This window comes from Algoriphagus machipongonensis (assembly GCF_000166275.1).
Taxonomy (GTDB): Bacteria; Bacteroidota; Bacteroidia; order Cytophagales; family Cyclobacteriaceae; genus Algoriphagus; species Algoriphagus machipongonensis.
Map to the genome: position 1 here is coordinate 3,532,693 of NZ_CM001023.1, position 26,401 is coordinate 3,559,093.

Genomic DNA, 26,401 nt, shown 5'->3' on the forward strand with positions numbered 1-26,401 from the left:
TCATCATTTTAGCTTTTCATTGTTTTTGTGTCGATCTAAATCACGAATATTCTTCTTCTCCATATTCTTTTTTAACGCAGCAGTCAGATCTACTCCCGTTTGGTTTGCCAAACAAATTAACACCCACATCACATCGGCCATTTCATCTCCCAAGTCTTTCCCTTTGTCAGACTCTTTAAACGACTGTTCCCCATAAGTTCTAGACATAATCCTGGCTAACTCCCCTACCTCTTCCATAAGGATCGTCATATTTGTAAGCTCATTAAAGTATCTTACGCCCACTGTATTGATCCAATCATCAACCAATTTTTGCGCTTCTGCTATTGTGATATCATTTTTCATTTGAGAATTCTATGGTTTTTAGCAATTTGAGGTCAATATTACTTTGTAGAAAAGAATTGGCTACCAAAATCAAATTTAAAGACTTTTGACGATCGACTTACTTCCTTTTATACTTTCTGTATTTACTGGATTTTTTGCAATCATGAACCCAATTGCAAATATCCCAATCTTTACCTCTTTAGTGGAAGATGCAGATAAAGAAACCAAGAGACAAATCAGTAAGAAAGCCACCATCGTAGCATTCATTATCGTATCGCTCTTTGTCATATTGGGGAAATTTATTTTTGAGGTATTTGGCATAACAATTCCAGCTTTCAAAATCACCGGAGGGCTTCTGATATTCTTTGTGGGTTTTGAAATGCTTCAATCTAAAAAATCAACTGTAAAGCATTTAAAGGATACCGCCTTTGATGAAAACATAGCCATTTCCCCTTTAGCAATCCCGATCCTTGCAGGTCCAGGTACTATCGTGACAGCGATGAATTTCGTATCCTCAGGAGAATACATACATATTGTAATCGTCATTTTAACATTTGCGGTAATGTGTATTCTAACTCATTGGGCATTCCGAATCAGCAATCGAGTGGTTAATGTGCTAGGGAAAAATGTTATCACCGTCATAGGCAAAATCATGGGGCTAATAATAGCCATCATAGGCACTAATATGATCATTCAAGGAATTAAAGTTGCATTTGAATAAAATTCAAAACACTAATCCATTTGATTATGAACCCAAAACCAAACTCTATTGAAGAATACTTTTCTTGGTTTTCTCCCGAAATCCGTGAAAAGCTCCAGAGCATTCGAGACACTTTAAAGAAAGCTGTTCCTGAGGCAACTGAAGTCATCAGCTACCATATGCCTGCAATAAAGACAAGCGAAGTCTTAGTTTATTATGCTGCTCAAAAAAATCATATTGGATATTATCCTACCAACGAACCGATCATCGAATTCAAAAAAGAACTCGCCGGGTATGTTACCTCCAAAGGAGTTATTCAAATTCCATATGATCAAGAATTGCCATTGAAACTGATCAGTGATATTGCGATTTTTCGAAGAGAACAAGCATTGATAAAACTTGAAAATAAAAAGAAGAAGAGTTAAGCCAGCACTTCCTTCACTGCAGATAGAAGCGCATCTATTTCTGTCTTATTATTATAAATATGAGTGGAAATACGAATGGCATTAATTCCTCCCTCTGGCACAATCCTAAGCCTGAATCCTTTCTTACTTACTTTATGATATACTTCCTCATAGCCCATATTTTTAGGCTTGATGGAAATCATACAAATTCTAGATTCAGCTTCCCAAGGAGTAATAATCTCTAGCTGACTGTCAAACTGCGTCAAACCTTCATACAGGTATTGGTTTAGTTCCCGAACTCTTCCCTCCACTTTCTCCTTTCCTATTTCTAAATGAAAATTCTTTGCTGCCAAAACACCCTTGATCATGGGTAAACTTTGGCTTCCATAATCATAGCGGTGGGCAGTATTGACATAGCCTTTAAGAGATGGTGGAGAACTATTCAAATCAAAACCTACATCAGAATAGGCTCCTACCTGAAAGGCCTGTAATCGATCTAAATTCTCTTCTTTGACATATAAGAAGCCAGATCCATTTGGCCCAAGCATCCATTTATGGTAGCTGGTGGCATAAAAATCCACACCAAGCTCATGTAAGTTCAAGTCAAAAGTTCCTGCTCCGTGTGCTCCATCAATCGCTGTAAAAATCCCTTTTGACTTGGCAAATTCTGCTATTTCTTTAATGGGAAATACCAAACCGGTCGTGCAGGTGATATGTGGTATTGCGATGACTTTCGTACGAGGGGTCACCAGTTTTTTAATCAAATCAAGATTTTCTGCCTGGGTTGCAGCAGGCTCAAAAGGAACCAAAACAATGTTATCAAGTTTGGCTCGATTTAGCCAAGGCAAAGCATTTCCCACATGCTCATGATAGGTGATGATGACTTCATCTCCAGCTGACAAAGGCAATCCCCAAGCCATGATATTGATGCCCTCGGTAGTATTATGAGTTAAAGAAATTTCAGATTCCTTGATACCAACAAAATCAGCTAATTCACCTCGAAGAGGATTTATATGTCCATACTCTCCAATTGTATTGGTCTCATCTAAAGAATTTTTAATGGCTTTCAAAACCGGAGTTGGTGAAGGCCCGAATGTGCCGTTGTTTAGATAAACCCTATCCTTTGTTAATGGAAATTGCTCCCGAACCTGGTCCCAAAACTCATCTCCACCAATGGAATGATCCATCTTAAACTCTTTATTTTGAGCCGTAAATCCAACTAAACTAGGCATCACTGCCCCTAAAGATAATTTTTGGATAAAGTCACGTCTAGAATTCATAAGTGATAAAAATGGAAAAAGATTGTTGAATCTAATAAGGAGATTTAGATAATCCCATTCATAGAATATCTATTTTCATCTTTCCTAGTCACATTCTATTTGAATAAGACTTATAATAAAACCTACTAAAGGAATTTTGAAAACCTTTTATTCTCGTTGAGAAAATCGCAAATTCATTTTTCTTCTTAATCTAGATACAAAATGAATCAACTATTATTGACACTATTTTTAGCATTTAGTATTTCTTCTACCCTAACAAGTGATCGTGGAGAAGGTCAATTTCAATCAAATACTTTCATCGATGATGTGGTTCATTATAGCGATTTTGGAGCTAAAGGAGATGGGGAAACTGACGATTTAAGAGCTATTGTAAAAGCCCATGAATTCGCCAATCAAAACCAATTGCCAGTAAAAGCTAATGACAAAGCTGTTTATTTTATTGGAGGAGATGACTTGACAGTAGAAATCCAGACAAATACTGACTTTGGTAATGCCACATTTATCATCGATGACAGAAATGTGCAGAATCGAACTGTACCAGTTTTCTTGGTCCGCTCTTCACTTGAATCTTATTCACTAGATGGAATAAAATCAGTCAAGAGAAACCAGAAAAAGTTAGACTTGGAATTGCCTGGTCCTGCCTTAATAACCCTAACTGATGCTACCACTAAAAGATATATTCGTTTTGGCCCAAATCAGAACAATGGGGCTTCACAAACGGATATTATTTTGGTTGATAAAAATGGAAATGTGGATAAAAATGCCCCGATTATTTGGGATTTTGATCAGATAACCGAAATGTCAGTACTGCCTATCGATGAAAAAATCTTAAAAATCACAGGCGGACATTTTATCACGATCGCCAATCAAGAGGAATCTAAATACAACTATTACAGCAGAAACATTTCCATTCAGCGTTCCAATGTAATCGTGGATGGTTTAGAACATCGTATCCAAGGCGAGCAAGATCATGGGGCTCCCTATGGAGGGTTTCTTAATATTAGCAATTGCACGAACGTATCGGTACAAAACACCATTTTAACAGGACATAAAACGTACCAAACCATTGGAAATGCCGGAACTACGGTTTCTATGGGTTCCTATGACATTTTGGTAAACCGAGCCCTTAACGTTTCCTTTATCAATTGCACTCAAACCAATGATATTGATGACAGTACTTTCTGGGGAATCATGGGTTCGAATTACTCCAAAAATCTACTTTTCGATCAATGCACTTTCTCCAGATTTGATGCCCACATGGGGGTTGCTAATGCAACGATCCGAAATTCTACTTTGGGGCACATGGGAATAAACGCAATTGGGACAGGAACTTTCACGGTAGAAAATTCTGAAATTCGTGGTAGAAGCTTGATCAACCTTCGATCAGATTACGGAAGTACCTGGGAAGGCAAATTAATAATTCGGGATTGCACTTTTATTCCGAATGCTGGAAAAACCTACAATGCTTCTCTTATCAATGGCTATAATTCCGGGCAACATGATTTTGGCTACACTTGCTATATGCCGGAGGAAATTCTCATCGAGAATCTAAAAATTGATGACTCTAATCACCCCGAGGATTACCAGGGGCCAGCTATTTTTGGCAACTTCAATTCTGAAAGAAAAGATGAATCTTATGAGGAAAAGTATCCGTATGTCCTCACCAAAGAAGTTCACTTGAAAAACGTGACCACCACCAGTGGTAAAGACATTAGGCGAAGTAATAATGAGGTGATGTTTAAAGAAGTGAAGGTTAAAAAGAATTGATTTTTGCTGATTTCATGGTCTCGGGTTTAAACCGGATGAAAAAAGAAATTACCAATCTTTTGTCTGCATCTCACAGAGATCTACCCTAACTTCTATCTATAAAATTTAATACCAAGGTATGTGTTAATAATGTTGAATTATCTGCGATACATTAAGAAAAAAAAATAAATTTTATGAAAGTTTTCCCTAATGGAAACACCTAAATATGACAGGTAATAAAAAGAAAGGAGTACAGCCAATAACTGCCATCTTACTTACGGTATTCCTGGATATGTTGGGAGTTGGTATCATTATTCCAGTTATGCCTGCCCTTTTTTTTCAACCCGACAGCTCTATTCTTCCAGTAATGGCTAGTGAGGCTTATCGGTCGATAATGTTTGGGTTATTGGTAGGTTGCTATCCATTGATGCAGTTCTTTGGAGCTCCTATTTTGGGTGCTTTATCAGACAGGTTTGGAAGAAAAAAAATGCTGATCCTGTCCATAATTGGTGTCCTTATTGGTTATTTACTTTTTGCCTGGGCGATCATCATTAAAAACCTTTGGCTTCTATTTTTTAGCAGGTTATTACCCGGTTTTGCTGGAGGAAATGTGTCCATTGCTATGTCAGCCATTTCTGATATTAGCGAGGAGAAAGAAAAAACCAAGAATTTTGGACTGGCAGGTATGGCTTTTGGCATTGGTTTTATTCTTGGCCCAGCCCTTGGAGGATTTTTGGGAGACGATTCCATAGTAAGTTGGTTTCGTTCTGACACTCCGTTTTGGTTTGCCGCCATATTAGCATTAGTCAATCTTATTGTTGTGCATTTCTTTTTTTCAGAAACGTTAATTACCAAGCGAGAATCCAAATTCAGTTTATTCATGGCACTTCGTAATATTGTATATTCTTTTTCTTTGCCTGATTTGAGAGGGACATTTACCGTTGTCTTACTTTTATCAATAGGCTTTTCGCTTTTCACTCAATTTTATGCGGTTTTCTTAATCCAAAAATTTGCGTTTACAGAATTGGATATCGGATTACTTTATTGCTGGATTGGATTATGGTTCGCATTTACCCAAGGCGGTATAGTACGCGTTTTGGCAGATCGATTTCGTCCACAGAAATTGCTTTCAATTTGCGTCTTACTTCTGGGCTTTTCGCTTTTGGCAGTTTTGCTTCCTTCTAAGGCATCCTGGTTGTATCTCATTTCACCATTTATTGCCATATTCCAAGGAATAATAATGCCAAATATAGCTTCACTTGTCTCTTCAAAAGCAGATGAAGGACGACAAGGGGAAATGCTCGGAATCAATCAATCCATGCAATCACTCGGTGAAGTCATCCCCCCATTTATTGCGGGCACCTTATTTGCCATCAATTATAACTTGCCTTTTATCACCGCTTCACTATTAATTTTCATAGGATGGGCTATCTTTTTACGAATCAATAAATAATCCTGATCCTTGAAAAAATCACCTTTTTAATTGCATCACCTTTCTATCAGTAATGGAATCCAAAGAAGTAAATACACCTGAAAGCGTCTTTGCAACCAACCATTTAAAAGGTTCAGGAGGTGCAGGAAAAACTCTTCGTTTTAAAACTTTTGCAAGTGGATGATCAAGGCCTTGGATCTGGGCAGCGAGCAGTTCTCCAACCAGCAGGGTTTGGGGAATCCCATGGCCCGAGAATCCCAACCCATAATGGATATTTTGGTGTTTGCCAGTTTTGCCGATAACAGGCATAAAATCTAGACTCATCCCTATCCAACCGCCCCAGAATGTATGTACTTTAAGGTCAGCATAATCTACAAATCGTTCCCGAAAAATCATTTCTATTTTCTTAAACAGATCGGGCATATAAGTTGAACCTGACACCTGAAATCCAAATGGAATTTTGACATATTTACCTCCTGTGATGATGGTATTGCGGGCAGTCAGTCGGTAATTTTCCAGCTGCTCATGAGCAGTATATATTCCTTCCCTACCAGCCCATCCTAAAACAGAAAGTTGTTCTGAATTCAAAGGTTCTGTCTCACACATGGCTGCATAAATCGGTGTGACCATTCTCTTTTTCCATCCCAGTTCATTAGAGTATGCATTGGTAGCAATTACAGCGGATTTGGCCGATACAACTCCATTTTCACAATATGCCCTTACAGGCTGGGTTTCTGTCAGATTTAATACTTTTGTCTTTTCGAATAACTGAACTCCTTTTTCTATAGCAAGTTTTCGAATCCCGTTGATTAATAATCCTGGATTCAAAGTTCCTCCTACTGAATCAAAAATTCCTGCCACAAAAGAAGACGGAATTCCTCGCTCCCGCATGGCTTCCGGTCCTAAATAAGTGAAATCCATCCCTAAAGCCTCACTTGCATGGGCTACTTTATTTAGTCTTTTAATTTGATCTGGGTGCACTGCCGCCATAATATTTCCATTGGGCGCATATTCACAGGCAATGTGATTTTTTTGAATAAAATCTTCCAGCTTCCTAACTGCCTCCATTGCAAAATCACACAATTCCCTCGCTCGCTCAATCTTATACAATTTTAAAAGTGAAGGAAAGTCTTTACCGATTAATCCATCCACATATCCAGAGTTTCGGCCACTACCTCCAGAACCAGAAAATTCTTGCTCCAAAACTGCAACGGACATTCCTGCTTTCCTTAGTTCGAGTGCAGTATATAATCCTGTATACCCCCCACCTACGATGACCACATCAACTGATATATCTTGGTTCAGTGAAGGCTGAATATTTTCTGGTTCATTCAACCAGGCACTAATAGGACTGAAGGGAAAATTATTCATTATTGGTGTTTGGTTCATCCATTATTCCTAGTTCTTCTTTCCATTTCTCTATTTGAGAAAGACCATATTTATAACCAAACTCAACGAGCCCAACCCCAGAATCCACGTCCATACTTTGAAATTCATCAATCGGGGGATGGATGAATAAATCTACCGGAGCATCTGCAAAAATGCGATATTGGAGATGATCCGAAGCGATATACATAGACTGCAATATATTCGTCGCTAAACTCGGAGTAATTTTCTCCCGATTAAATGGATTTAATTTTTGGAGCAATATGCTCCATCCAGACGCGTGAGGTGAAAAGGGCTTACCCATAGAAATACCACTTTTACTAGAAGCAATAATTGCAATGGATTTTCCTGCTCCCAATTTAGCGAGCATATCCGTCGGGCAGGCATTTACTAACCCTCCATCGACTAAACAATCTCCATCTTTCATAAAAGGTGGAATAATTCCGTTTACTGCAGTACTTGCTCGAATCGCCTCCCAAAGCGGCCCTGTTCTATGTACGACTAATTTCCGGTTGACTAAACTTAGTGAAATACAGAAGAAATCAATCCAAAGATCTTCAATATTCCGACCATGTGAAACGGTCTTAATCGCCTTTGTAAAATTATTCCCGGAAAAAAGGGAGACTAATGGCACGGTTAGCTTTTTTGCCTTCTTAAATTTATCATCAGCTTCTTTTACTATTGGATGGAATTCTTTTGGATCAGTGATTTGGGCAAAGCCTCCCCCAATCAATGCTCCTCCTGAAGTACCTCCAATAATATCTACTGGAATCCCTCCTTCCATCATTGCCTGAAGTATCCCCATCTGCACAGATGAACGAACTCCACCTCCACTCAACGCTACTCCAATCGCATTCCCAGTTAAAAAACGAGCCAACCGTTGTATATCTCCTAGATTATTCCTTGATATATGATAATGCTTGCTGAGCTTGCGTTTTTCGAACCATTTCAAGGTGTTTTTTGGATAATTTTCCTTGGATGGATGTAGTAAAACAAGTTCATGATCCGCATGATTTAGAGAAAGACAAGCCTGATTGACACGATTTTCAAAAATGGTAGGATCTGAATGTTGACTGGAATCTGCCAACCAAATAATTTTATCAGCTCTAGCCAAACAAGTTTCAGTCCACTTATTCCATTGGTCATCTGCCTGATACAAGACTAATGAATAATTATCTTCATATCGAATTAGAACTTCCTTCAAAACATCCTCCTCATTGAGAGGAATTGATCCATTCAATTCAGATTGTAAAATTTGGGAAGATAAATGGCGGACACTTGAATACTTTTCTATCGCATGACTTAAACTTTCTAAAAAACCTTCAACTGAAACATTGGAGGAAAGTGGAATAAATGCGACAGTAGAAATTCTGTGATTAGGAACAAAAGAACGTTTTGTCCTATTTACAATCGTTTTTATAAAGTCAAGAGATGTGTTTTTCTGCTCCTTCAAAAGCTGAATAAAATCATTTTTACTCAACTGAAGTAAAGTGGAATTTCTAACTGCAATAATGGTGGCATTGCGCTTTGTTCCAAAAACTGCTCCCATTTCCCCTACTACTTCACCTCGAGCGATCTCACCTAAAACTTCACTTTCTTTTTCATCTATTTCAAGAATAGCCCTTAATCGGCCTTCAAACAATATATAAGCCTCCTGGGAATTATCTCCCTGTTGCAGGAGAGCATGTCCACATTTAATCTCTATAAGTCTACCTCTATTTAGTAAATCATTAAAAATCTCATCATTTAGGTCTTTAAAATAAGGCGCTTCTTTTAATAATTTCTGAATAAACATGAATGGTATAATTAAAAAACAATTTCACTAAATATAATACTATTTCATGAAGGACAATCCTCTATCAAGTCCAAAAAATCACTAGATAAAAAGAAAAATCAGTTATAAACTTTATAAAGTAGTTATATGTAGATACGCTACTAATTCTAGAACTAGAATGAAAATAAATAACCTAGATTTATATCCATAATAACAAAAACTCAATCTTCCCGGTACTCATATAATTCATGGATAAATTGGTAGGAACAGTTTTTTTCATTCTTTTAGTTTTCTAAAAAAAACAAAAATTAATTAGGATCGACCAAATCTAACTGCCACTTAACTCCATCATCTTATCCACTGCATCAGGAACATCCTCTGTATAATGACTGACATAGATCAACGTAATGTCACTTTGCTCACAAATTTGTTGAACAGTTTCCTTAAATAGTTTCCGTTGAAATTCATCCATACCCTGAGAAGCTTCATCAAGGATTAGCAATTTGGGTTGTTTAATTAATGCTCTCGCCAATAAAGTCCAACGCTGATGTTCTAATGAAACTCTTTGTATTACGGTATCCTTTAAGGGAGTCAATTCAAACAGTTTCATCCATTCCTCAGCTAAAGCTTCTTGTTCTGGGCTAACTTTTTTAAATAATCCCATAGTATCAAAAAGCCCAGATAAAATCACTTTTCGACAGGTTTGATTAGCAGGAAAATACCGGCTGAGTTCTGGCGCCACAAAACCTGTTGGACGCTTTACATCCCAAATACTTTCACCTGTTCCTCTTTTACGACCAAAAAGCCAGAAATCTTGAGAATATGCTTGAGGGTTCTCTCCTATCAGCAAGCTCAATAAGGTTGATTTTCCTGCTCCATTTCTTCCTTTTAGCAGCCATCTTTCACCAGGCTGAATCTCCCAATTGAGTTTATCTAAAATCGTATGATCCTCGTATTTTATCGTTACATTCTTCAGTTTCACAACCGATTCATCCACTTTTTCCTGCTTTTCGGGGAGCAAGCTTTTTAATAATTCCCAATCCCAAGTTGGCACATTTAAAGGTTCAATTTGAGTCCCATGGAAATCTTTTTTCTCCCAACTTTTGAGAACACCATTTTTGGAAATCCTTGCTATGTGGCTAATTCCATCTGGAATTTCATTTCCTGAAGTTGTAATCAACACCAATACTCCATGATCGCTGATTACTTTTAAAATTTCACCAAATTCCTCCCTACTTTTCACATCCAAGCCAGTCATGGGTTGGTCCATTAAGTATACTTTGGGTTGACGCATTAAGCCTAATCCTATCGCCAGTCTCCGGGATTCACCATTTGACAACTTGAGTAGTGACTCCTCCATCAAAGGCTCTAAATTTAATAGCTCGGAAACCTTTTGAATGGTCCAAGGCCCAGGAAGCTTTGGATCTACTTCCAATAAGTATTCACGAACGGTCACTGTTTCTTCAGACTCCGATGAATTGAATCGCTGTTGGAAATAAAAATTCTGGATATGAGAACGGTTTTTAAAAACATACTTCTGAGAGACATAAGCAATCAGATCTCGGAAACTGTTAACTTCTCCGGCATTCGTTTTCTCTTCTACGTAACTTTTAGAAAAAGGCCTTTCGATCTTGCCAGATGAAAGCACCGTATTCCCTCTTAAAGTCTCAATAAATGCTGTGAGTTCCCATCCGGAATCACCTATAATCGCCCAATTCTGACCTTTCTCCCATTGGAAGTTGAGGTTTTGAAAAGCTTGTTGCGCCTTAAATAAAATAGTGGCCTCCTGAATGGATAAAATTAAATCAAACAAAGTAGTTTATTTTTAAGGCTCGAAAGATTGAAAAATAATCTCAGCCTATCAATAAAGTTCAGGTGAAAAGCTAGAAATACCCTTTCAGAATTTTCATCTATTGATTTCGAGATAATTTTCTGCTCTAAGACTATCTGTACGATCATAGAGGTAATTCCACTGGTTCATGTATTCATCAGCAGGCCAAAATTTATCATTAATTTCCTTTAGCTTTTTACTCAATGACTTTTCCAATTTTTTCTGTAATGAATTGTATTCGCTTTGATTGACCAGATTATTTAACTGAAATGGATCGTTTTCATTATCATACAAAAGCCAAGGTCCCAATAAATCTTTAACATAAGTATAGCGTCTCGTTCTAATGCCACGGTATTCCCTGCCTCCATTTTTAAACTGCCATTCATGAAAAGGAACCGGCAGCATAATTAAAGTCGCATCATTTTCAAGATCCTTACCTGATAAAAGATTTTTCGAAAAGTCTTTTCCTTCAATTGATTTAGGTATGGGTATATCACTCAATCCCAATAGAGTTGGAAGGATATCCGGAGTGCCAATTGGGTCCAAAACCCTTCTGCTCTCCAGTTTACCGGGATACCTAATCAACATCGGTACTTTGATCGCCTCATCCCAGGGCCTTTGTTTCTTCACTACTCCCCTTGACATCAACATATCTCCATGCTCAGAGGTAAATACAAAAATGGTATTATCTGCAACTCCTGCTTTCTCTATTCCTTCCAGCAAATCCCCAATGGCCTTATCGATGGCAGTAGCATGAGCATAGTATCCGGCCAAAACTCTTCTGGCACTATCTTGATATTCCTCAGGCACATTAGGTCTCAATTTCAGCGTGCCGGCATCATATAAATCCTGATACTCTTTGGGTGCAGAAAAATAGGGATCATGGGGAGGTCCATAGGAAAGCATAAGTACAAAAGGCTTTTCCTTATTCTTTGAGATATAACTGATCGCACTATCTGTCTGAGGAAACACATCATACCCTTCCCAAACATGCTTCTTATCTTCCTCATCAAAATAAAAACTGTTGTTATAATTATGGGTCACCTCTCTGACTTTCCAATAATCAAACCCTTGTCTTCTATCCTTTGGAACCGGCTGATCTCTTGCACTGAATGGGTCGGCACCTCTGGCATGACCGTTAAGATGCCATTTACCGATGTACCCTGTTTGATACCCAGCCTCTTTATAGATTTCCGCAAAGGTATAAGCTTCATTAGGAAGTGGTTTATCATTATAAAACACTCCATGTGTCAATGGATATTGTCCTGTTAGAAAACTAGCCCTCCAAGGCGCACAAACAGCCATGGTAGTTACCGCATTCTCAAAAATCAAACTTTCGGTAGCAAGCTTATTTAGGTTTGGAGTGATAATCTGATCATTTCCTGCGTATCCCACTTCCTGAGCTCTCCATTGATCAGCTAAGACAAAAACAATATTTGGAGGAGTTTGAACATTAGAAATTGGTTCATTTGGAGTATCACTTCTAAAGCCAAAAAAATAAACAGGTATTAAAATTAATACCGACAATACGATGGGTAGGACGATCTTCATTAAGGTAAAGTAGTTTCAAAAAGTATGAATCCTATCCTGCCCTCACCCGATCAGACATTAAATGAAGGGATTAATTACAGCTTCAATTATACTTTATTCTTACTGTCTATCACAATAGTCACCGGGCCATCATTAACGAGGGAAACTTTCATGTCTGCTCCGAATTCGCCTGTTCCAATGGCTTTGCCCAATTCAGCTTCCAAAGTAGCGATCATCTTTTCATACATCGGGATTGCGATATCGGGTTTCGCAGCTTTGATGTAAGAAGGACGATTCCCTTTTTTTGTACTTGCATGAAGTGTAAACTGAGAAATCAATAAAATCTCCCCATTGACATCAAGAAGACTTTTGTTCATAACTTCATTTTCATCGGGAAATATCCTCAGGTTGATTATTTTTTTAGAAAGCCATGAAATATCCTCTACCGTGTCTGCCTCTTCAATTCCCAGCAAAATCATTAATCCTGTACCGATTTCCGACTTAATTTCCCCTTCAATTTTTACCGATGCTTCGGATGCTCTTTGAATTACTACAATCATTTACTTAGGTCTTGCATTTCTCCAGAGGAGATAATTTCAACTGAATTTGTTTTTTGTGCCTTGGCAATCTTAACCAGAGCTTTGGCAACTTGATAATCATAGATCGGACGGAGATTTTTAAAAACCCCTAACCAAACTAAGGGCTTCATCACTAGGGTTGCAATCTGCTCACCTAATCTAAATTCAGATCTATTCCCCAAAAGTAAAGAGGGTCTAAAAAGCCCCAAAAAGTCAAAACCAACGGATTTTAAATCTTCTTCAATTTTTCCTTTTGTTTGACTGTAAAAAATAGAGGAGTCTTTATTTGCTCCTGAGGCAGAAACATATAGAAATTTAGTCGCACCAAGGGACTTTGCCCACTCAGCAAACCTCATGACCATATCATGGTCAATTTGATAAAATTTTTCCTTCGAACCAGCTTGCTTGATGGTAGTACCAAGAGAGGAAAACCCATGGATTTCTGCCTTTTGCTCCAAAATAGCTTCCTTCAAAGAATATAACTCCCCGCCCAAAGTGTCAGCCACGAGTAGATTTTCCCAATCCCAGCTTTTGATTTCGAGTAAATCGCCCTCCAGTTGTACGAGTTTTTGATGCTTTAGCGCAAGCTTCCTTCTACCAACACTGATTACATAATCATATTGATTTAAAAGTTGATGCAAAAGCTGCATCCCTACCATACCGGAAGTACCTGAGATTAGTGCTACGTTCATGCCATGACATATTCAGAAATGAGTTTCATAATTTCTTTCTCTAATGACCTATTTCGATCTCTTGCATACCAAAGGTAGGTTCCTTCGGAAAATTCCTTCGAACTCACTCCATGTGTATTTTCTTTGTAAGCTAACAATCTATCTTGAAGAAATTTCGGTCTAGGTCCCCAAGTATACAATTCTTCCTCAAGGTTTTGATCAAAAGCTATTAATTTAGGAATCGACCTTGCCCCATTGGTTAAGTATCGATCCATAACTTCAGGGTTTTCATCTCTGAAGATAATTTTTATCGAAATCAACGGGTTTAATTCCGCAATTTTTGCTAGAAACGGAATGCTTTGTGAGCCATCTCCACACCAAGCTTCTGTCAAAATCACCCAAACTTGAGGTTCACTTATATTTTTGATCAAAGCTTCCATTTCAGGAGAAATCTTTGATGTTTTCTCTACCCGCTTCATTCTGACCATATTCATTCGGGTATAGTCCAAATAGGACTCCGACTGATTCATGCCAGTGGTTTTTCCTTGGGCAATTAAATCAAGAGTCAATTGCTTTAAGCCTGGATAATCAAGTGCTTTTTCTAATGTTTTTTTGGTAATAACTGGCGTACTTTGATCAAGCATAATTTCTGGATTTGGGAGGTAACAGTCAGAATTACTGTTGAGTTCTCTCCCAATCTAAAAATTCGTCAATTTCGTCTTTTACCTTGGCATAAACAGCCAATACTACCGATAGGTCATCGGCAAAGCCAAAAAATCCCAGAAAGTCAGGAATCATATCAATCGGAGCTATGAAATAAACCATGGCTAGAACTATGAGCCCAAGCGTACTAAACGAAAGTTTATGTGCCCCATTAAAGTGAGCTTTGATCATTCTGATAAATACCCCCAAAGGTTCTATCAACTTCTTAACTCTAGAGTTTCCTCCTACACTAACCACCTTCTCTTTTACCTGAACTAGTAATTCTTTGACTTTCTCCTCTTGTTTCACCAAAGCATTCACTTGTTTACCATACAAATTCTTTGCCTGGTCAAGTACATTAGTTGCTTTAGATTTAAAGGATGTCATCGTATTAAAAGAATAATTGAATTTCTGATTTTACTAATTTCAACGCATAAGATACCGCGTCGTTTTTTTGCTCCAGAGATTTGGCAAAAATAGACTTAGCCAGATCCATACCTGAAGCTTCGTTGTCTAAACTTTGCCTGCTTTGATTTAGTAGCGTAATCACACTTTCCACAGCATTTTTTACCCCTTCCCAGGTTTGTTCTGAAAAATACACTTGCTGAGAGAAATTATGGTTAAACTCCTCTCTTACCTCATGCAATAATAAGGCATGGAGTTCATTGGCGGTCATGGAAGCAGGGTTTGATCTTCTCACCAAATTATTTGGAGAAATCCGCTCCAATAGTAAACAAAGCCTTTCGGCAGCCTGTAAACGAATGGGCAGTACAGTCTTTGTATTTTGAGTTTTCAATTCAACCAGCATTTTCTCACGCTCTTTGGAAAGAAAAGATACCACAACTAAATACATACCATATAGCACGATGCCAGCTGGTAAAAGAATTTTAAGCAAATCTATTAGATAATCCATTTTCAGGTAATTTCATTCGAATATCTACAAATTATCCCTGCCAAAAAACAAGAGAGATTGTAAATTTGAATTCGAAAGGAACCAATTTCGAGCCAAAAACATTGGATTCACATGATTATCCCCGTTCAAATAACAGAAAAAGCTGAGGCCGAGATCAAAAACATCATGGCTAACAAAAATATCCCCGCGGAATATAGCCTTCGAGTAGGTGTAAAAGGCGGTGGATGCGGCGGAATGGCATATGCTCTAGGCTTTGACAAGCCAAAACCTGAAGATCAACAATTTGAAGTGGCAGGAATTCCTGTGTTAATCGAAAAAAGACACTACATGTTCCTCATGGGTATGCAAATTGATTTTTTTGAAGGGGATGAAGCGAGAGGCTTTACTTTTATCAATCCGGACTTACCAAAGCGTCACGATCAATAAGATTTTTTATATTCATTGGAAAATGACTTTCTATGAAAAAGCTGCTCCTTATAATTTTATTGAATATCCTATGGGTACCGGTATTTAGCCAAGTAAAACACCTAAAAGATGGGGAAAGTCCGGGAACTGGTTCAATTGAAGATTTGGACTGGCTTGTCGGGTACTGGACTGGGACTGGTCTTGGCGGTGAATGTGATGAGACCTGGATGCCAGCAGTGGATGGAAATATGGTGGGAACGTTTCGGTTTTGGAGCGAAGGCAAATTGGTATTCACCGAATTCATGAATATGGTTCAAGAAGGAGATACTTTTTACCTGAAATTAAAACACTTCAATCCTGATCTTTCTGGCTGGGAAGAAAAAGAAAAATGGACCACTTTTCGTTTGGTGGAAACTGGCGATAAAACCATCTGGTTTCATGGGTTTACGATGAAACGCGTGGGCGATAAAATGCAGCTTTGGCTAGAATTGGAAGAGAATGGAGAAAAAACCACCATGGAGTTTTTCTATTCAAAGCAGAAACAACTTGGGTTTTAAGCCTAACAAATTGATACTTAAAACATAAAGCTAAAGATTTTTAAAAGCTTGAAATTCTAATAATAGACTTTTAGTAAACTAAATTCCTTTTTTTTCGTAAATTCATAGCATCTAACCCCTTTTTAATATGAAAAATCTACTTTTAGTTGCCGGAATTCTTTTCACCTTAATTTCATGTAAAACTCCTGAAAATATTATCGTAGATCAGGTTATTAATAATTCTGGATTATCCGGTAATAAAACCTTCCAAGTGATCACCAAAGCGGATGCTTCCAGAGATATCCTCATGCTTAATAAGCTTTTTGAGAAAAAAATGAAAGAAAGAGGGTATTCCATAGATGAGCAAAACCCAGATCTTCTGGTCCAATCTGTAATCGCTTCGATCGATTATGAAAAAGAAGTTCTGGAGTATGCAGGCATTGGCTTACCGGCTAATGCAACGTCAATTTCTAATCACTTTGAGTCAGGAAAATATGGAAAAGTCATTTTTTTAATCCAAAATGCTGAAACATATGAAGTCTTATGGATGGGTACAGGAACTGGGGTCTTGACAACAAATGAAATAATTGACAAAGGTTCCATAAACTCCGCCTTAGACCAATTAATAGCCGGATTAAATTAATTTCCTAAAGAATTCTAGTCGGAAATTTTCAAATAATGGGCTTTTAGTAAACTAAACTTCTCTTTATTTCTGAATTCATAGCATCTAACCCCTTTTTAATATGAAAAATCTGCTTTTAGTTGCCGGAATTCTTTTCACCTTAATTTCATGTAAAACTCCTGAAAATATTATCGTAGATCAGGTTATTAATAATTCTGGATTATCCAATAAAAAAACATTTCAAGTGATCACCAAAGCGGATGCTTCCAAAGATATCCTCATGCTTAATAAGCTTTTTGAGAAAAAAATGAAAGAAAGAGGGTTTTCTAAAGAGGAGCAAAACCCAGATCTTCTGGTCCAATCAGTAATTTCTTCGATTGATTATGAAAAAGAAGTTTTGGGATATGGCAGCGTTGGCAATGCTTTTTCTACAATGTATTATCCTGTTAAACTTGAGTCAGGAAAATATGGAAAAGTCATTTTTTTAATCCAAAATGCTGAAACATATGAAGTCTTATGGATGGGTACAGGAACTGGGGTCTTGACAACAAATGAAATAATTGACAAAGGTTCCATAAACTCCGCCTTAGACCAATTAATAGCCGGATTAAATTAATTTCCTAAAGAATTCTAGTCGGAAATTTTCAAACTAAAACTCTTCAAATCCAGGTTTTACATTATCCCAAAATGCATCCAGCTTGATAATCCTTGGTTTCAAAAAAGAGATGATATCGGGCCAATCCTTTTGATCCATTACATTCACTCCCGGAAGTACTTTTTCAATTTTACTGATAGTCTGTCCTATTTCATTTTCAGCATGTAACTGCCAACTCCACTCCTCCTCTTGCTCAACCTCCAGAAGCTTTTTAAATTGTACAAATTGCTCAAAAAATAATTCCTGAAGCTCTACATCTGAATGGCATATTTCAATACCCACTGAAGCAAAATCTCGCTCTGCCTTCATTCGAAAGTACACGTCTTTGACTCCCGTTTTATAATTTGGCCAATTGACCCTAAAACCTGAAGCACTGCGTATTGGCTTCAAATATTGACCAAAAGCAAGCCAAAATTCTTTTCGAATTCTAGAAGTTTCTGCTCTACTGTACATGTTTTTTAATAGGATTCGTGACTATCCTTTGGCAAGACCAAAATTATTTCTCCTGACTCTTTGTATTGAGGGTCCAACTTATCCAAACTATCCTGAGTAATGGTATGAATATTTAGAATGTTAAGCTCGGGAAACTCTCTTTTTAAATACCATAATATACCCTCTCCATCTTTGGAGTGATACGAACCATTCACATGCAATATTTTCTTTTTTGCAGAGATAGCCGAAAAAAGGGATTCTGCCATAGTAGCATCCTTTAATGCTTGAGCTTGAACCATGTAATCAGAATTCCCCGGTGCTCCATGCATCATGTCTTTCATGGCCACATAACCTGGTAAATCCATATCAATTTCATAGGGCAATTGAGCAAAGTATCTCTTTGCCTCATCAGACAAACTATCCAAGGCCACTTTCCCAGATCTACTTACTAAAGAGGCATACTTTCTAGGCACATTACTGGCAATAAACTCAAGGTTATTTTCTTTGGCAAAGCGCATCAAAGGCCTATAATCCGTACTGTAATTATTCCAAAGTTTTGCTTCAGCCTCAAAGTTTTTCTCGGTGATAAAACCCGAAAACCATTCATCTATTGACAATTGATCATCTCTTTCAAAAAATTCTGCACCCAAAACTAAATCAGGAATTTCGGCTTGCATTCCTTTTAGAACCTCCAATTGAAGCCAGTGGGCCAGACTATTGTTATGAAGCTCTCCAAAGAAAGTAATATCCGCTTCCGAGCTTTTCTTGAGCACATCTTTAAGCTCTATTTTTTTGCCTTTGCTAGTGAAAAACTGATAGGCTTCTCCCTGTGCGATAGCTCCCAAAATTGTCATAATATTCAACAAAAGGAACAGAGAAATCTTAGTCATAATCTTGCGGGTAGTGTATTTCAACGGCTGAGTATTTTACCAAGCCACCCAAGGACGGGTGATGCTTTTTTAAAGTGATTTTTATTTCTTTTGTGTCGGGATAATATTTTAAAATATCCTCAATGATTAAGTGTCCAAGGTGTTCCAATAGTTTCACCCGAACATCCATCCTATCCTTAATAATCTTATACAATTTTGTATAATCTACAGTGGACTTTAGATCGTCTTGGAGCATTGCTTTTTTAAAATCTGTTTCAAGCTCCAAATCCAGTGTAAACCTATTCCCAAGGACATTCTCCTCAGGATAAGCACCATGATAGGCATGAAACTCAATCCCTTCTAGCGATACTTTTCCCATTAGTCAAATTGGTCGAAAAATGATCCTGACTTTTTACTGGAATCCTCACTGGATTTATTAGACTCAGGTTCTTCTGCTTTAGGATTTGTTTCTTTTTTGGGTTCTACTTCTTGTTTAGGAAGCTCCGCTTGAGTTTTGGGTTTTTCTTCTACAATTGGCTCTTCTTCAGCTACCGGAGTTTCGACAATTTCCTCCTCTACTTCGATTTCCTCCTCCGCTTCTGAAACTATTTCCTCCTCTTCTTTGGGAGCTTCTTCTACTTCCTGCTGGATATCCGGAGATCCATCATGCATTTCCAACTCAATATTCTCCTCTATTACTTCCATTTCAGCAATAGGATCTTCCTTTTTGGGGACCTCTATTTCCTCTTGCTTGGTCTCTTGAACCAAGTTTTCAATATTGGCATATGTAAAAGCATTGGATCGACTCAACTCATCAATTGCGCGTTGATGTGCTTTGGCATCTATCCTGGCAAAATGAGCATCGGATAAATCAATTTGATTGAGCATGTCTTGGGAAATCCTTTTCAGGCTTTTCACCAAAGCCTCTCTTTGCTCCACCAGTCCTTCGTAAGACCTCACCAAGCCCTGCATACTTTCTCTCAATTCGACAATCGTTTCTTTGGCTTTTACCTCCGCAGCTCCCAAGAGAATACCCGCTTGTTCTTCGGCATGAGCTTGAACTTTTTTGGCATATTCCTTGGCCTCAGCTACCGTTTTATCTGCCAAGGTATTGGATTCCGCAATAATCAAATCAGCAGCTTCATTAGCTTCCTCAATCATCGAAGCACCTGTATCCTCTGCAGTTTTTAAGGTTCGGAATAAAGATTCCTCCACATCCTTAAGCCTCTTGGCCTCAGCTTGAGTATTTTGAAGTTTCGATTTCAGCTCAATATTTTCCTGATGAACCTGATCTAAAACCTGGCTTACCTCTTCTAAAAATTGCGCTACTTCTTTTTTTTCATAGCCTCTGAAGGCTGTTTCAAATGATTGTTGCCGAACGGCTGCAGGTGTTATTTTCATGTGTTAATTCTCTTCAATTTGCCATATGGAGATGGTCCTATCATCTGATACAGAAACTACCTGCCCAGAGTAAGAGCTCCATAAAACTTTATTTATTGATGTACCGTGTCCGGCATTCCTTGCTTTATCTATTACTTTCAGCAGCTTTCGCTCTTCTACGTCCCAAACTTTAATGGATTTATCCATGGAACAGGACACCATGTATTTGCCATCCTCCTTGAAAGATAAATAATTAATAGCATACATGTGTGCTACAATTGTTTCATCTAAGGCATAATCCGAGACATTCCAAAATTTCAATCTGGCATCTCTTGACCCACTAACCAAAGTCTTTTCATCTGGCGAATAAGTCAAGCCAAAAACGGATTTCTCATGCCCTGAAAGATTGGCAATTGGCTGGTAATCATTTCTGAGATCTAATACTTTGATGGAATTATCGCTTAGCCCTAAAGCTAAATGCAGGTTATTCGGAGAAATTGACATCACTCGAATACTCTTAGAACTCAATTTCACTCTCTTTTTCAAAGATTGATTTGGGATATCAATGATCGTCAAAATACCATCCCCAGTCCCTATGAATGCCTCACTCCCAAAGATTTTAATATCAAAAATGGCTTGATCAGTAAACTTAATCGACCAGATTTCCTTGTTTTCATTTAGGTCAATGACATGAATTCCTTCAAAATTATGACCAATGAAAAGTAAATTTCTCTCTTTGTCCACTTCCAAAGCATAAACAGAATGCGGAAGCTTTGCGATCAGCTTCCCATCGTCGGGTTGATCAAGATCCCACTCGACCACCATTCCATCTCCTGCACCAGTATAAAAAAATCTTGGATCGGTTCCTTCAGTCAAAGCATAAATGCAGTCATTATGCCCGGTCAGCGTATGTAATTTATTAACTTGAATTTTTGACATATATTGGACGGTGACTTAAGCAAAGCCCTATTGGCGTATGCAAACAAAAATAGAAAAAATTGACGCTTCATCGGCCTTAGCCATCAAGATAATTGAATCACAACAAGAAGAAGATCTTGATTTTCTCAGCTTTCGAGAAAAACTTTCCTATGCCAACATCTCTCACATCGAAAAGAGAAAGGAATGGGCGACAGCAAGGTTGGCTATTAAGGATGCCCTAGAAGTGCTACATATCCCCTATCCTGGCTTTTTTAAGGATGAGCATGGCAAATCTCAATCCATGACTGGAAATGGCTACGTGTCCCTTTCCCATACGGAAGGATTTGCTGGAGCTATCTTTCACAGGGAACTTCCTGTGGGGATTGACATGGATTTTATCCGTGAAAAAATATTGAGAATTGGTTTCCGGTTTCTAGATCCCTCAGAATTAGATTTCTTGGAAAAGGATCCTCTCCACTATACTTTGGCTTGGTCTGCAAAAGAGTCTATCTTTAAATGTCAAGGAAGGAGAGGCGTAAGTTTCCGGGAAAATATACTCTTGGAGCCTTTTGAGCCCGGAGCTACTGTTATCAAAGCCAAGATCCGAGGAACAGAGTTTGCCGATCACTACTACAAGGTGCAAGCAAGAATTCTTCAAGATGTGGTTTTAACTTATACCATTTGGTAGTTTAGAATAAAACCCTTTTCCGACTTCCTCTGTACGAGTCAATATTTCTGAAATCAGAAAATTCATCAAATACACTATGAAGAAACATCTCTTATTTTTCTACCTAATTTTCTCTTTGGGCCTTAGTTCACATGCGCAAAATATTGGAGACATGTCTCTAAATGATGCGGTGACAGATAAAAACACTTCGATTTCCAGTTCTCTCAAGGAGAAGGCATTGGTTTTAGTTTTTCATAGTATGAATTGCCCTTTTGCAAAGCTTTATGAGGAAAGAATCATAGACATCAGAACCAGATTTCAGAATCAAGGAATTTCCTTTGCATTGGTTAATTCTGAGTCTGTTGGAAAAGAGCAAAACCCCGAATTACTTCGAAGTCATATTGATGAAACAGGTCTAAACATGCCCTATCTTATGGATGAGGATCATGAGTGGGTCAAGCAATTTGAGATCACAAAACTTCCTGAAGTGATCGTTCTGGTACCGGGTGAGGATGGAATAAAAATCGCTTACCGAGGTGCTATTGACAATAATGCACAAGCAGAGAGTGCCGTCACAGAAAAATTCTTGGAAAGAGCTTTAAATCAAATTTTGAAAGGAGAGCAGCCCGGACCATCTCAAGTCCGAGCGGTAGGTTGCAATGTCAGAAGCTTCTAAGCTTGCAATATTTCGATCAATTCTTTGATCTCCTCGACTTTTTCCATCTCACCCAATTTCTCAAATGAATTACCTAGATTCCGTAAGGTCCTAAGCAAGATTTGCAGGTAAGCACAAGGTTCAAAATACTCCTCTTTAGGATCTAACTTTAAGTGCTCTAGGTAATTGTATATATCTTGTTTACTAAAAATCAATCCTTTATTAAATGCATTAATGTAGAAGGTTAGACTTTCCGTTTTATAGGTTAAAACAAAGAGGTTTGGGAGATTCACTCCATAAACTGGTAAACCCAGCTTCTTCCCCACCAATAAGTAAATAGCACATAAACTTAAGGGGTTTCCTTTTTTAGAATCCAAAACAGCCGACAACATACTGTTTGCTGGCGAGTGGAAATTCTTTGTATTTGCAGAGAACCTTAAGTTATTAAAAAGCACGTTATTGATTATCCTTATTTGATCATAAGGAGGCAGATCATTTTTAAAAGCTGTCCATACTTCGAAATAGATTTGATGCATTTCTGCATTCAACTTTTCATATTCCAAATCTGGATATTGATAGGTGTTGATAATCCAAAGTCCAGTGAGCAAGTCCCTGTCCTCTGAATCTCTCCATTGGATCAATCTTCTTTTCAACAATGAAAACTGCAAATCATGCACCAACTCCTCAATCTCCTTCTGAATTTCGGGATTAAAGCTATTCTCCCATTTCTCTTCTAAAAATGGGATGATCTCCGTTCCCAGAGAAATGATTCTTTCCCTAACATGATTCCGCACCTCGTTATCAGTGTCATCCAACAGAGAAACCAAAGCATTAAGCTCTCCATTTGTCAAGGTACTCATAGGCAAAATTCTATTTTAATAAGTTGGTTTTAATAAGTTAGCAAAAAAGCGTTTAAGTCTGAATAACCCCAACGTTAAATCTATCCGTGATGGGAGCATGATTTGCTGCCTCTATCCCTGTACTGATCACCTTTCTGGTTTCTCTTGGATCAATCACTCCATCTACCCAAAGTCTAGAAGCAGCATAATAGGGACTTAATTCTTCCTGATATTTATTCGTAATTTCATCAAGAAGTTCCTTTTCATCTTCTTCCGAAATCTCTTTCCCTTTCTTCTTTAGTGATGCTACTTTTATCTGAAGTAAAGTCTTAGCAGCAGAAGCACCTGACATGACTGCCATTTGAGCTGTAGGCCAAGAGTAAATCAATCTAGGGTCATAGGCTTTGCCACACATGGCATAGTTTCCTGCGCCGTAAGAATTCCCAAGTACAATCGTAAACTTTGGGACTACTGAGTTTGCCATGGCATTCACCATTTTTGCTCCATCTTTAATAATCCCTCCATGCTCGGCTTTACTTCCTACCATAAAACCACTCACATCTTGTAAAAATACGAGCGGTATTTTCCTTTGGTTACAATTCATAATAAACCTGGCTGCCTTATCTGCAGAGTCAGAATATATCACTCCTCCCATTTGCATTTCCCCATCGGCAGTTTTGACAATTTTCCGTTGGTTTGCTACGATTCCTACGGCCCAACCGTCAATTCTTGCGACCCCGCAAATGAGCGTCTTGCCATAATCTTTTTTATATTCATCTATTTCTCCCCCATCTACCAATCCTTTGATCACCTCCAGCATATCATAGGGCTTAACACGTTCCATTGGGAATTTCTCCAGCAATTCATCACCTGAGATCATTGGGGCTTTAGGCTCCATTCTATCAAACCCTGCTTGAGGGTTAGATCCTAGTTTATCAAAAATATTTCTGATCGCATCTAAGCAATCTTGATCAGAATCAAATTTATTGTCGGTGACACCAGAAATCTCACAATGGGTGGATGCCCCTCCTAAGGTTTCATTATCTACACTTTCTCCTATCGCAGCTTTTACCAAGTACGAACCCGCTAAAAAAATGGAACCTGTCTTATCAACGATCATCGCCTCATCCGACATGATTGGTAAATAAGCACCACCCGCCACGCAGCTTCCCATAATTGCAGCAATCTGTACGATTCCCATGGAAGACATTTTAGCGTTATTTCGAAACTGCCGCCCAAAGTGCTCTTTGTCCGGAAAGATCTCATTTTGCATTGGGAGAAAGACCCCGGCACTATCTACCAAATAGATGATTGGCAAGTGATTCTCCATAGCTATTTCCTGAGCTCTTAAGTTCTTTTTAGCGGTCATAGGAAACCAAGCTCCAGCTTTAACAGTGGCATCATTGGCTACAATGACGACCATTCTTCCTTTCACAGTACCAATACCTGTAACTACTCCAGCAGAAGGACAGCCTCCTTCTTCCACGTACATCCCATCGGCAGCAAAAGCCCCAACTTCCAAAAAGTCAGAATTATCATCTATCAGGTATTCAATTCTCTCTCTCGCTGTAAGCTTACCCTTTGCATGTTCTTTTTCTATTCTTTTGGCTCCGCCTCCCTGCTTTACTTTTTCTGATTTAGCATGAAGTTGGTCTAATAATGATTGAAAAGATTGTGTTGTCATCGAGTAATTGTGATTAAAAGATTTATTTGGGTTTATATATCTCAAACCTAAATTTTAGGGTAAGAGTTTGCCTTAATATAAACAAAAGCCCATTTCCGAATAAGAATTTGGCTGAATTCGAATGAGGATCATGGTGATTTCAAGATTAAGGGAATGGAATTGAAAAATTAAAGGCCACTTTCCGGAATCCTTGGGGGTATTTTCATATTTGGATAGGTTAAAGAAAAAATAGGGAGCCAACAATTTTAAAAAACAAATTTTAGTATTGAATTACATTTTACTAGCTCTTTAAGTAACTAACTGTTAAATTACATTAAAAGTTGCTAGCCCTTTAAATTTAACGCTTGGCCTATCAAAGAGATTTGGTAGGCTTTTTTTTGGATCGTTGTCCTATTGAAATGGGTGAGAGTTTAGATTGAATATTCGTTCCAAAAAGACAAATCTTTAAATGAATCTATTTCTCCTTTAGACCAAATCGAAGATAAGGATCTAAATAATTTCTTTACCCATTTAAAAAAACAACAGCCCTTTTTCTCTCGAAAAAGGGCTGTTGTTTTTGAAGACCTACTCGATCTTATCTAGCCTCAATACTTTCTTTATAGTCTCTTATTGATCTAAAAATCGCTGATGCCATGTATTCCTGACCTTGTTTACTCATCAGGAATCGTTCTTCATTGGAGTTAGATAAAAAACCCAACTCAACCAATACGCTCGGCATGGAAGGAGTCCACAAAACATAAAAAGGTCCTTGCTTTACTCCTCTACTTTTTCTTCCTACCCTATCTTTAAATTGAGCTTCAACATTTCCTGCCAAGGTCACAGAATTTTCGAAATAGGCTTTGGACATGAGGTTAAACATCATGTATGATTCCGGAGAGGAAGGGTCAAACCCTTCGTAGTTTTCTTCGTAATTATCTTCCAGTAAGATTACTGAGTTTTCTCTTTTGACAATGTCAAAATTCGCATCAAAGTGTTTCATCCCCATGACCCAAGTTTCTGTCCCATATGCTGATCGATTGGCAGCAGAATTGGAGTGGATGGAAACAAATAGATGTGCCTTGTTTTTATTAGCTATGATAGGTCTTTCTTTAAGTTCTGGAAAGCTATCATCCTTTCGTGTATATATGATTTCAACATCTGGCAAAAACTCTTCGATATACTTACCGACCAAAAGTGTAACCGCCAGGTTTATGTCCTTTTCTTTTGACCTAGATCCTAAATTTCCAGGATCTCTACCGCCGTGTCCAGCATCTAAAACAATCTTAGTCATTTTATAGGCTGGCTCCATAGATTCATTTTTTATGAAGCCCCCAAAAACAATTGGAATGCATATTATAAGACTTAGAAGAATTTTTTTGTTATTAAACCGTTCCATGAGGGCAATAAAATTAACTTTACGCGAAATTTCACTCAAATTAAACAAAGAGAAAGCATCTGTGCAGGGTATTAGGCTCCTTTTATTTTCAGTACT

General features: G+C 38.0%; 29 protein-coding genes. 10 read left to right on the top strand and 19 right to left on the bottom strand.

Going from position 1 to position 26,401, the window contains the following annotated elements:
• Window positions 1–3: 3 nt before the first annotated feature.
• Window positions 4–342 carry a nucleotide pyrophosphohydrolase gene (locus tag ALPR1_RS14820; protein ID WP_008201875.1) on the bottom strand — a complete coding sequence of 113 codons (339 nt, stop codon included), beginning with the start codon at window positions 340–342 and terminating at the stop codon, window positions 4–6.
• An 85-nt stretch (window positions 343–427) separates the two neighbouring features.
• Here ALPR1_RS14820 and ALPR1_RS14825 point away from each other — a divergent pair, with 85 nt between their 5' ends.
• Window positions 428–1,042 (top strand): MarC family protein, encoded by a 615-nt coding sequence (locus tag ALPR1_RS14825; RefSeq protein WP_008201876.1) that lies wholly within the window; start codon window positions 428–430, stop codon window positions 1,040–1,042.
• 26 nt (window positions 1,043–1,068) lie between these two features.
• Window positions 1,069–1,446, top strand: coding sequence for an iron chaperone (locus ALPR1_RS14830; protein ID WP_008201877.1), 378 nt, complete (start codon window positions 1,069–1,071; stop codon window positions 1,444–1,446).
• On the opposite strand, the gene ALPR1_RS14835 is transcribed toward ALPR1_RS14830, so the two are convergent.
• Entirely contained in the window at window positions 1,443–2,705 is a 1,263-nt protein-coding gene (locus tag ALPR1_RS14835; protein WP_008201878.1) for an aminotransferase class V-fold PLP-dependent enzyme, read from the bottom strand. The genes ALPR1_RS14830 and ALPR1_RS14835 overlap by 4 nt on opposite strands.
• Before the next feature lie 201 nt (window positions 2,706–2,906).
• On the opposite strand from ALPR1_RS14835, the gene ALPR1_RS14840 reads away from it, so the two are divergent.
• On the top strand, window positions 2,907–4,472 hold the full coding sequence (locus ALPR1_RS14840) for a hypothetical protein (protein ID WP_008201879.1): 1,566 nt from the start codon (window positions 2,907–2,909) through the stop codon (window positions 4,470–4,472).
• A 205-nt stretch (window positions 4,473–4,677) separates the two neighbouring features.
• Window positions 4,678–5,904: a tetracycline resistance MFS efflux pump gene (locus tag ALPR1_RS14845; protein WP_008201881.1), complete on the top strand. Its 1,227-nt coding sequence runs from the start codon at window positions 4,678–4,680 to the stop codon at window positions 5,902–5,904.
• Between the two features lie 18 nt (window positions 5,905–5,922).
• Here ALPR1_RS14845 and ALPR1_RS14850 read toward each other — a convergent pair whose 3' ends face one another.
• From ALPR1_RS14850 to ALPR1_RS14890, 9 genes are all read right to left on the bottom strand, one after another.
• Window positions 5,923–7,254, bottom strand: a complete 1,332-nt coding sequence (locus ALPR1_RS14850; RefSeq protein WP_040302885.1) for an NAD(P)/FAD-dependent oxidoreductase — start codon at window positions 7,252–7,254, stop codon at window positions 5,923–5,925.
• The gene (locus ALPR1_RS14855) at window positions 7,247–9,064 is read right to left on the bottom strand and encodes a cyclic nucleotide-binding and patatin-like phospholipase domain-containing protein (protein WP_008201885.1); all 1,818 of its coding nucleotides are present in this window, start codon (window positions 9,062–9,064) and stop codon (window positions 7,247–7,249) included. The genes ALPR1_RS14850 and ALPR1_RS14855 overlap by 8 nt, the downstream gene beginning before the upstream one ends.
• 307 nt (window positions 9,065–9,371) lie before the next feature.
• Window positions 9,372–10,856 carry an ATP-binding cassette domain-containing protein gene (locus ALPR1_RS14860; RefSeq protein WP_008201887.1) on the bottom strand — a complete coding sequence of 495 codons (1,485 nt, stop codon included), beginning with the start codon at window positions 10,854–10,856 and terminating at the stop codon, window positions 9,372–9,374.
• A gap of 93 nt (window positions 10,857–10,949) precedes the next feature.
• Window positions 10,950–12,425, bottom strand: coding sequence for a sulfatase family protein (locus ALPR1_RS14865; RefSeq protein WP_008201889.1), 1,476 nt, complete (start codon window positions 12,423–12,425; stop codon window positions 10,950–10,952).
• A gap of 86 nt (window positions 12,426–12,511) precedes the next feature.
• Entirely contained in the window at window positions 12,512–12,964 is a 453-nt protein-coding gene (dtd, locus tag ALPR1_RS14870) for a D-aminoacyl-tRNA deacylase (protein ID WP_008201891.1), read from the bottom strand.
• Window positions 12,961–13,674 (bottom strand): NAD-dependent epimerase/dehydratase family protein, encoded by a 714-nt coding sequence (locus ALPR1_RS14875; RefSeq protein ID WP_008201897.1) that lies wholly within the window; start codon window positions 13,672–13,674, stop codon window positions 12,961–12,963. The genes dtd and ALPR1_RS14875 overlap by 4 nt, the downstream gene beginning before the upstream one ends.
• Window positions 13,671–14,297, bottom strand: coding sequence for a thioredoxin family protein (locus ALPR1_RS14880; protein ID WP_008201898.1), 627 nt, complete (start codon window positions 14,295–14,297; stop codon window positions 13,671–13,673). The genes ALPR1_RS14875 and ALPR1_RS14880 overlap by 4 nt, the downstream gene beginning before the upstream one ends.
• A 31-nt stretch (window positions 14,298–14,328) precedes the next feature.
• Window positions 14,329–14,742 (bottom strand): YkvA family protein, encoded by a 414-nt coding sequence (locus ALPR1_RS14885; protein ID WP_008201900.1) that lies wholly within the window; start codon window positions 14,740–14,742, stop codon window positions 14,329–14,331.
• 4 nt (window positions 14,743–14,746) lie between these two features.
• A complete protein-coding gene (locus ALPR1_RS14890) occupies window positions 14,747–15,268 on the bottom strand; it encodes a DUF7935 family protein (protein ID WP_008201901.1) in 522 nt (173 codons plus the stop codon).
• Between the two features lie 111 nt (window positions 15,269–15,379).
• On the opposite strand from ALPR1_RS14890, the gene ALPR1_RS14895 reads away from it, so the two are divergent.
• The 4 genes from ALPR1_RS14895 (at window position 15,380) to ALPR1_RS14910 (ending at window position 17,447) form a co-directional block, all read left to right on the top strand.
• Entirely contained in the window at window positions 15,380–15,694 is a 315-nt protein-coding gene (locus tag ALPR1_RS14895) for a HesB/IscA family protein (RefSeq protein ID WP_008201902.1), read from the top strand.
• Window positions 15,695–15,726: 32 nt separating this feature from the next.
• The gene (locus ALPR1_RS14900; protein WP_008201903.1) at window positions 15,727–16,230 is read left to right on the top strand and encodes a DUF6265 family protein; all 504 of its coding nucleotides are present in this window, start codon (window positions 15,727–15,729) and stop codon (window positions 16,228–16,230) included.
• 127 nt (window positions 16,231–16,357) lie between these two features.
• Window positions 16,358–16,852: a DUF4136 domain-containing protein gene (locus ALPR1_RS14905; RefSeq protein ID WP_008201904.1), complete on the top strand. Its 495-nt coding sequence runs from the start codon at window positions 16,358–16,360 to the stop codon at window positions 16,850–16,852.
• Window positions 16,853–16,952: 100 nt separating this feature from the next.
• Entirely contained in the window at window positions 16,953–17,447 is a 495-nt protein-coding gene (locus ALPR1_RS14910) for a DUF4136 domain-containing protein (RefSeq protein ID WP_008201905.1), read from the top strand.
• 33 nt (window positions 17,448–17,480) lie between these two features.
• Here ALPR1_RS14910 and ALPR1_RS14915 read toward each other — a convergent pair whose 3' ends face one another.
• From ALPR1_RS14915 to ALPR1_RS14935, 5 genes are read right to left on the bottom strand one after another with little or no spacing between them, the layout of a single operon-like run.
• Window positions 17,481–17,939, bottom strand: coding sequence for a DUF4268 domain-containing protein (locus ALPR1_RS14915; protein WP_008201906.1), 459 nt, complete (start codon window positions 17,937–17,939; stop codon window positions 17,481–17,483).
• Window positions 17,940–17,944: 5 nt separating this feature from the next.
• On the bottom strand, window positions 17,945–18,808 hold the full coding sequence (locus ALPR1_RS14920; protein ID WP_008201907.1) for a ChaN family lipoprotein: 864 nt from the start codon (window positions 18,806–18,808) through the stop codon (window positions 17,945–17,947).
• Window positions 18,801–19,166, bottom strand: coding sequence for a dihydroneopterin aldolase (gene folB / locus ALPR1_RS14925; protein ID WP_008201909.1), 366 nt, complete (start codon window positions 19,164–19,166; stop codon window positions 18,801–18,803). The genes ALPR1_RS14920 and folB overlap by 8 nt, the downstream gene beginning before the upstream one ends.
• A complete protein-coding gene (locus ALPR1_RS20420; protein ID WP_008201911.1) occupies window positions 19,166–20,188 on the bottom strand; it encodes a DivIVA domain-containing protein in 1,023 nt (340 codons plus the stop codon). Before ALPR1_RS20420 ends, folB begins: the two co-directional genes overlap by 1 nt.
• Before the next feature lie 3 nt (window positions 20,189–20,191).
• A complete protein-coding gene (locus ALPR1_RS14935; protein ID WP_008201912.1) occupies window positions 20,192–21,106 on the bottom strand; it encodes a WD40 repeat domain-containing protein in 915 nt (304 codons plus the stop codon).
• A gap of 37 nt (window positions 21,107–21,143) precedes the next feature.
• Between ALPR1_RS14935 and ALPR1_RS14940 the strand changes: the two genes are divergently transcribed.
• The gene (locus ALPR1_RS14940; RefSeq protein ID WP_008201913.1) at window positions 21,144–21,773 is read left to right on the top strand and encodes a 4'-phosphopantetheinyl transferase family protein; all 630 of its coding nucleotides are present in this window, start codon (window positions 21,144–21,146) and stop codon (window positions 21,771–21,773) included.
• Between the two features lie 76 nt (window positions 21,774–21,849).
• Window positions 21,850–22,428, top strand: coding sequence for a redoxin domain-containing protein (locus ALPR1_RS14945; RefSeq protein ID WP_008201914.1), 579 nt, complete (start codon window positions 21,850–21,852; stop codon window positions 22,426–22,428).
• Here ALPR1_RS14945 and ALPR1_RS14950 read toward each other — a convergent pair.
• The 3 genes from ALPR1_RS14950 to ALPR1_RS14960 form a co-directional block, all read right to left on the bottom strand.
• A complete protein-coding gene (locus tag ALPR1_RS14950) occupies window positions 22,425–23,267 on the bottom strand; it encodes a transglutaminase-like domain-containing protein (protein ID WP_040302891.1) in 843 nt (280 codons plus the stop codon). The genes ALPR1_RS14945 and ALPR1_RS14950 overlap by 4 nt on opposite strands.
• A 52-nt stretch (window positions 23,268–23,319) precedes the next feature.
• Window positions 23,320–24,930: an acyl-CoA carboxylase subunit beta gene (locus tag ALPR1_RS14955; RefSeq protein ID WP_008201916.1), complete on the bottom strand. Its 1,611-nt coding sequence runs from the start codon at window positions 24,928–24,930 to the stop codon at window positions 23,320–23,322.
• Window positions 24,931–25,504: 574 nt separating this feature from the next.
• Entirely contained in the window at window positions 25,505–26,305 is an 801-nt protein-coding gene (locus ALPR1_RS14960) for an N-acetylmuramoyl-L-alanine amidase family protein (protein WP_040302893.1), read from the bottom strand.
• Window positions 26,306–26,401: the final 96 nt, after the last annotated feature.

Bases quoted from the DNA above. Each gene is read 5' to 3' on its own strand.
- ALPR1_RS14820 (WP_008201875.1), bottom strand. From the start codon at position 342: ATGAAAAATGATATCACAATAGCAGAAGCGCAAAAATTGGTTGATGAT.
- ALPR1_RS14830 (WP_008201877.1), top strand. From the start codon at position 1,069: ATGAACCCAAAACCAAACTCTATTGAAGAATACTTTTCTTGGTTTTCT.
- ALPR1_RS14835 (WP_008201878.1), bottom strand. From the start codon at position 2,705: ATGAATTCTAGACGTGACTTTATCCAAAAATTATCTTTAGGGGCAGTG.
- ALPR1_RS14840 (WP_008201879.1), top strand. From the start codon at position 2,907: ATGAATCAACTATTATTGACACTATTTTTAGCATTTAGTATTTCTTCT.
- ALPR1_RS14845 (WP_008201881.1), top strand. From the start codon at position 4,678: ATGACAGGTAATAAAAAGAAAGGAGTACAGCCAATAACTGCCATCTTA.
- ALPR1_RS14850 (WP_040302885.1), bottom strand. From the start codon at position 7,254: ATGAATAATTTTCCCTTCAGTCCTATTAGTGCCTGGTTGAATGAACCA.
- ALPR1_RS14855 (WP_008201885.1), bottom strand. From the start codon at position 9,064: ATGTTTATTCAGAAATTATTAAAAGAAGCGCCTTATTTTAAAGACCTA.
- ALPR1_RS14865 (WP_008201889.1), bottom strand. From the start codon at position 12,425: ATGAAGATCGTCCTACCCATCGTATTGTCGGTATTAATTTTAATACCT.
- dtd (WP_008201891.1), bottom strand. From the start codon at position 12,964: ATGATTGTAGTAATTCAAAGAGCATCCGAAGCATCGGTAAAAATTGAA.
- ALPR1_RS14875 (WP_008201897.1), bottom strand. From the start codon at position 13,674: ATGAACGTAGCACTAATCTCAGGTACTTCCGGTATGGTAGGGATGCAG.
- ALPR1_RS14880 (WP_008201898.1), bottom strand. From the start codon at position 14,297: ATGCTTGATCAAAGTACGCCAGTTATTACCAAAAAAACATTAGAAAAA.
- ALPR1_RS14885 (WP_008201900.1), bottom strand. From the start codon at position 14,742: ATGACATCCTTTAAATCTAAAGCAACTAATGTACTTGACCAGGCAAAG.
- ALPR1_RS14890 (WP_008201901.1), bottom strand. From the start codon at position 15,268: ATGGATTATCTAATAGATTTGCTTAAAATTCTTTTACCAGCTGGCATC.
- ALPR1_RS14895 (WP_008201902.1), top strand. From the start codon at position 15,380: ATGATTATCCCCGTTCAAATAACAGAAAAAGCTGAGGCCGAGATCAAA.
- ALPR1_RS14900 (WP_008201903.1), top strand. From the start codon at position 15,727: ATGAAAAAGCTGCTCCTTATAATTTTATTGAATATCCTATGGGTACCG.
- ALPR1_RS14905 (WP_008201904.1), top strand. From the start codon at position 16,358: ATGAAAAATCTACTTTTAGTTGCCGGAATTCTTTTCACCTTAATTTCA.
- ALPR1_RS14910 (WP_008201905.1), top strand. From the start codon at position 16,953: ATGAAAAATCTGCTTTTAGTTGCCGGAATTCTTTTCACCTTAATTTCA.
- ALPR1_RS14915 (WP_008201906.1), bottom strand. From the start codon at position 17,939: ATGTACAGTAGAGCAGAAACTTCTAGAATTCGAAAAGAATTTTGGCTT.
- ALPR1_RS14920 (WP_008201907.1), bottom strand. From the start codon at position 18,808: ATGACTAAGATTTCTCTGTTCCTTTTGTTGAATATTATGACAATTTTG.
- folB (WP_008201909.1), bottom strand. From the start codon at position 19,166: ATGGGAAAAGTATCGCTAGAAGGGATTGAGTTTCATGCCTATCATGGT.
- ALPR1_RS20420 (WP_008201911.1), bottom strand. From the start codon at position 20,188: ATGAAAATAACACCTGCAGCCGTTCGGCAACAATCATTTGAAACAGCC.
- ALPR1_RS14935 (WP_008201912.1), bottom strand. From the start codon at position 21,106: ATGTCAAAAATTCAAGTTAATAAATTACATACGCTGACCGGGCATAAT.
- ALPR1_RS14940 (WP_008201913.1), top strand. From the start codon at position 21,144: ATGCAAACAAAAATAGAAAAAATTGACGCTTCATCGGCCTTAGCCATC.
- ALPR1_RS14945 (WP_008201914.1), top strand. From the start codon at position 21,850: ATGAAGAAACATCTCTTATTTTTCTACCTAATTTTCTCTTTGGGCCTT.
- ALPR1_RS14950 (WP_040302891.1), bottom strand. From the start codon at position 23,267: ATGAGTACCTTGACAAATGGAGAGCTTAATGCTTTGGTTTCTCTGTTG.
- ALPR1_RS14955 (WP_008201916.1), bottom strand. From the start codon at position 24,930: ATGACAACACAATCTTTTCAATCATTATTAGACCAACTTCATGCTAAA.
- ALPR1_RS14960 (WP_040302893.1), bottom strand. From the start codon at position 26,305: ATGGAACGGTTTAATAACAAAAAAATTCTTCTAAGTCTTATAATATGC.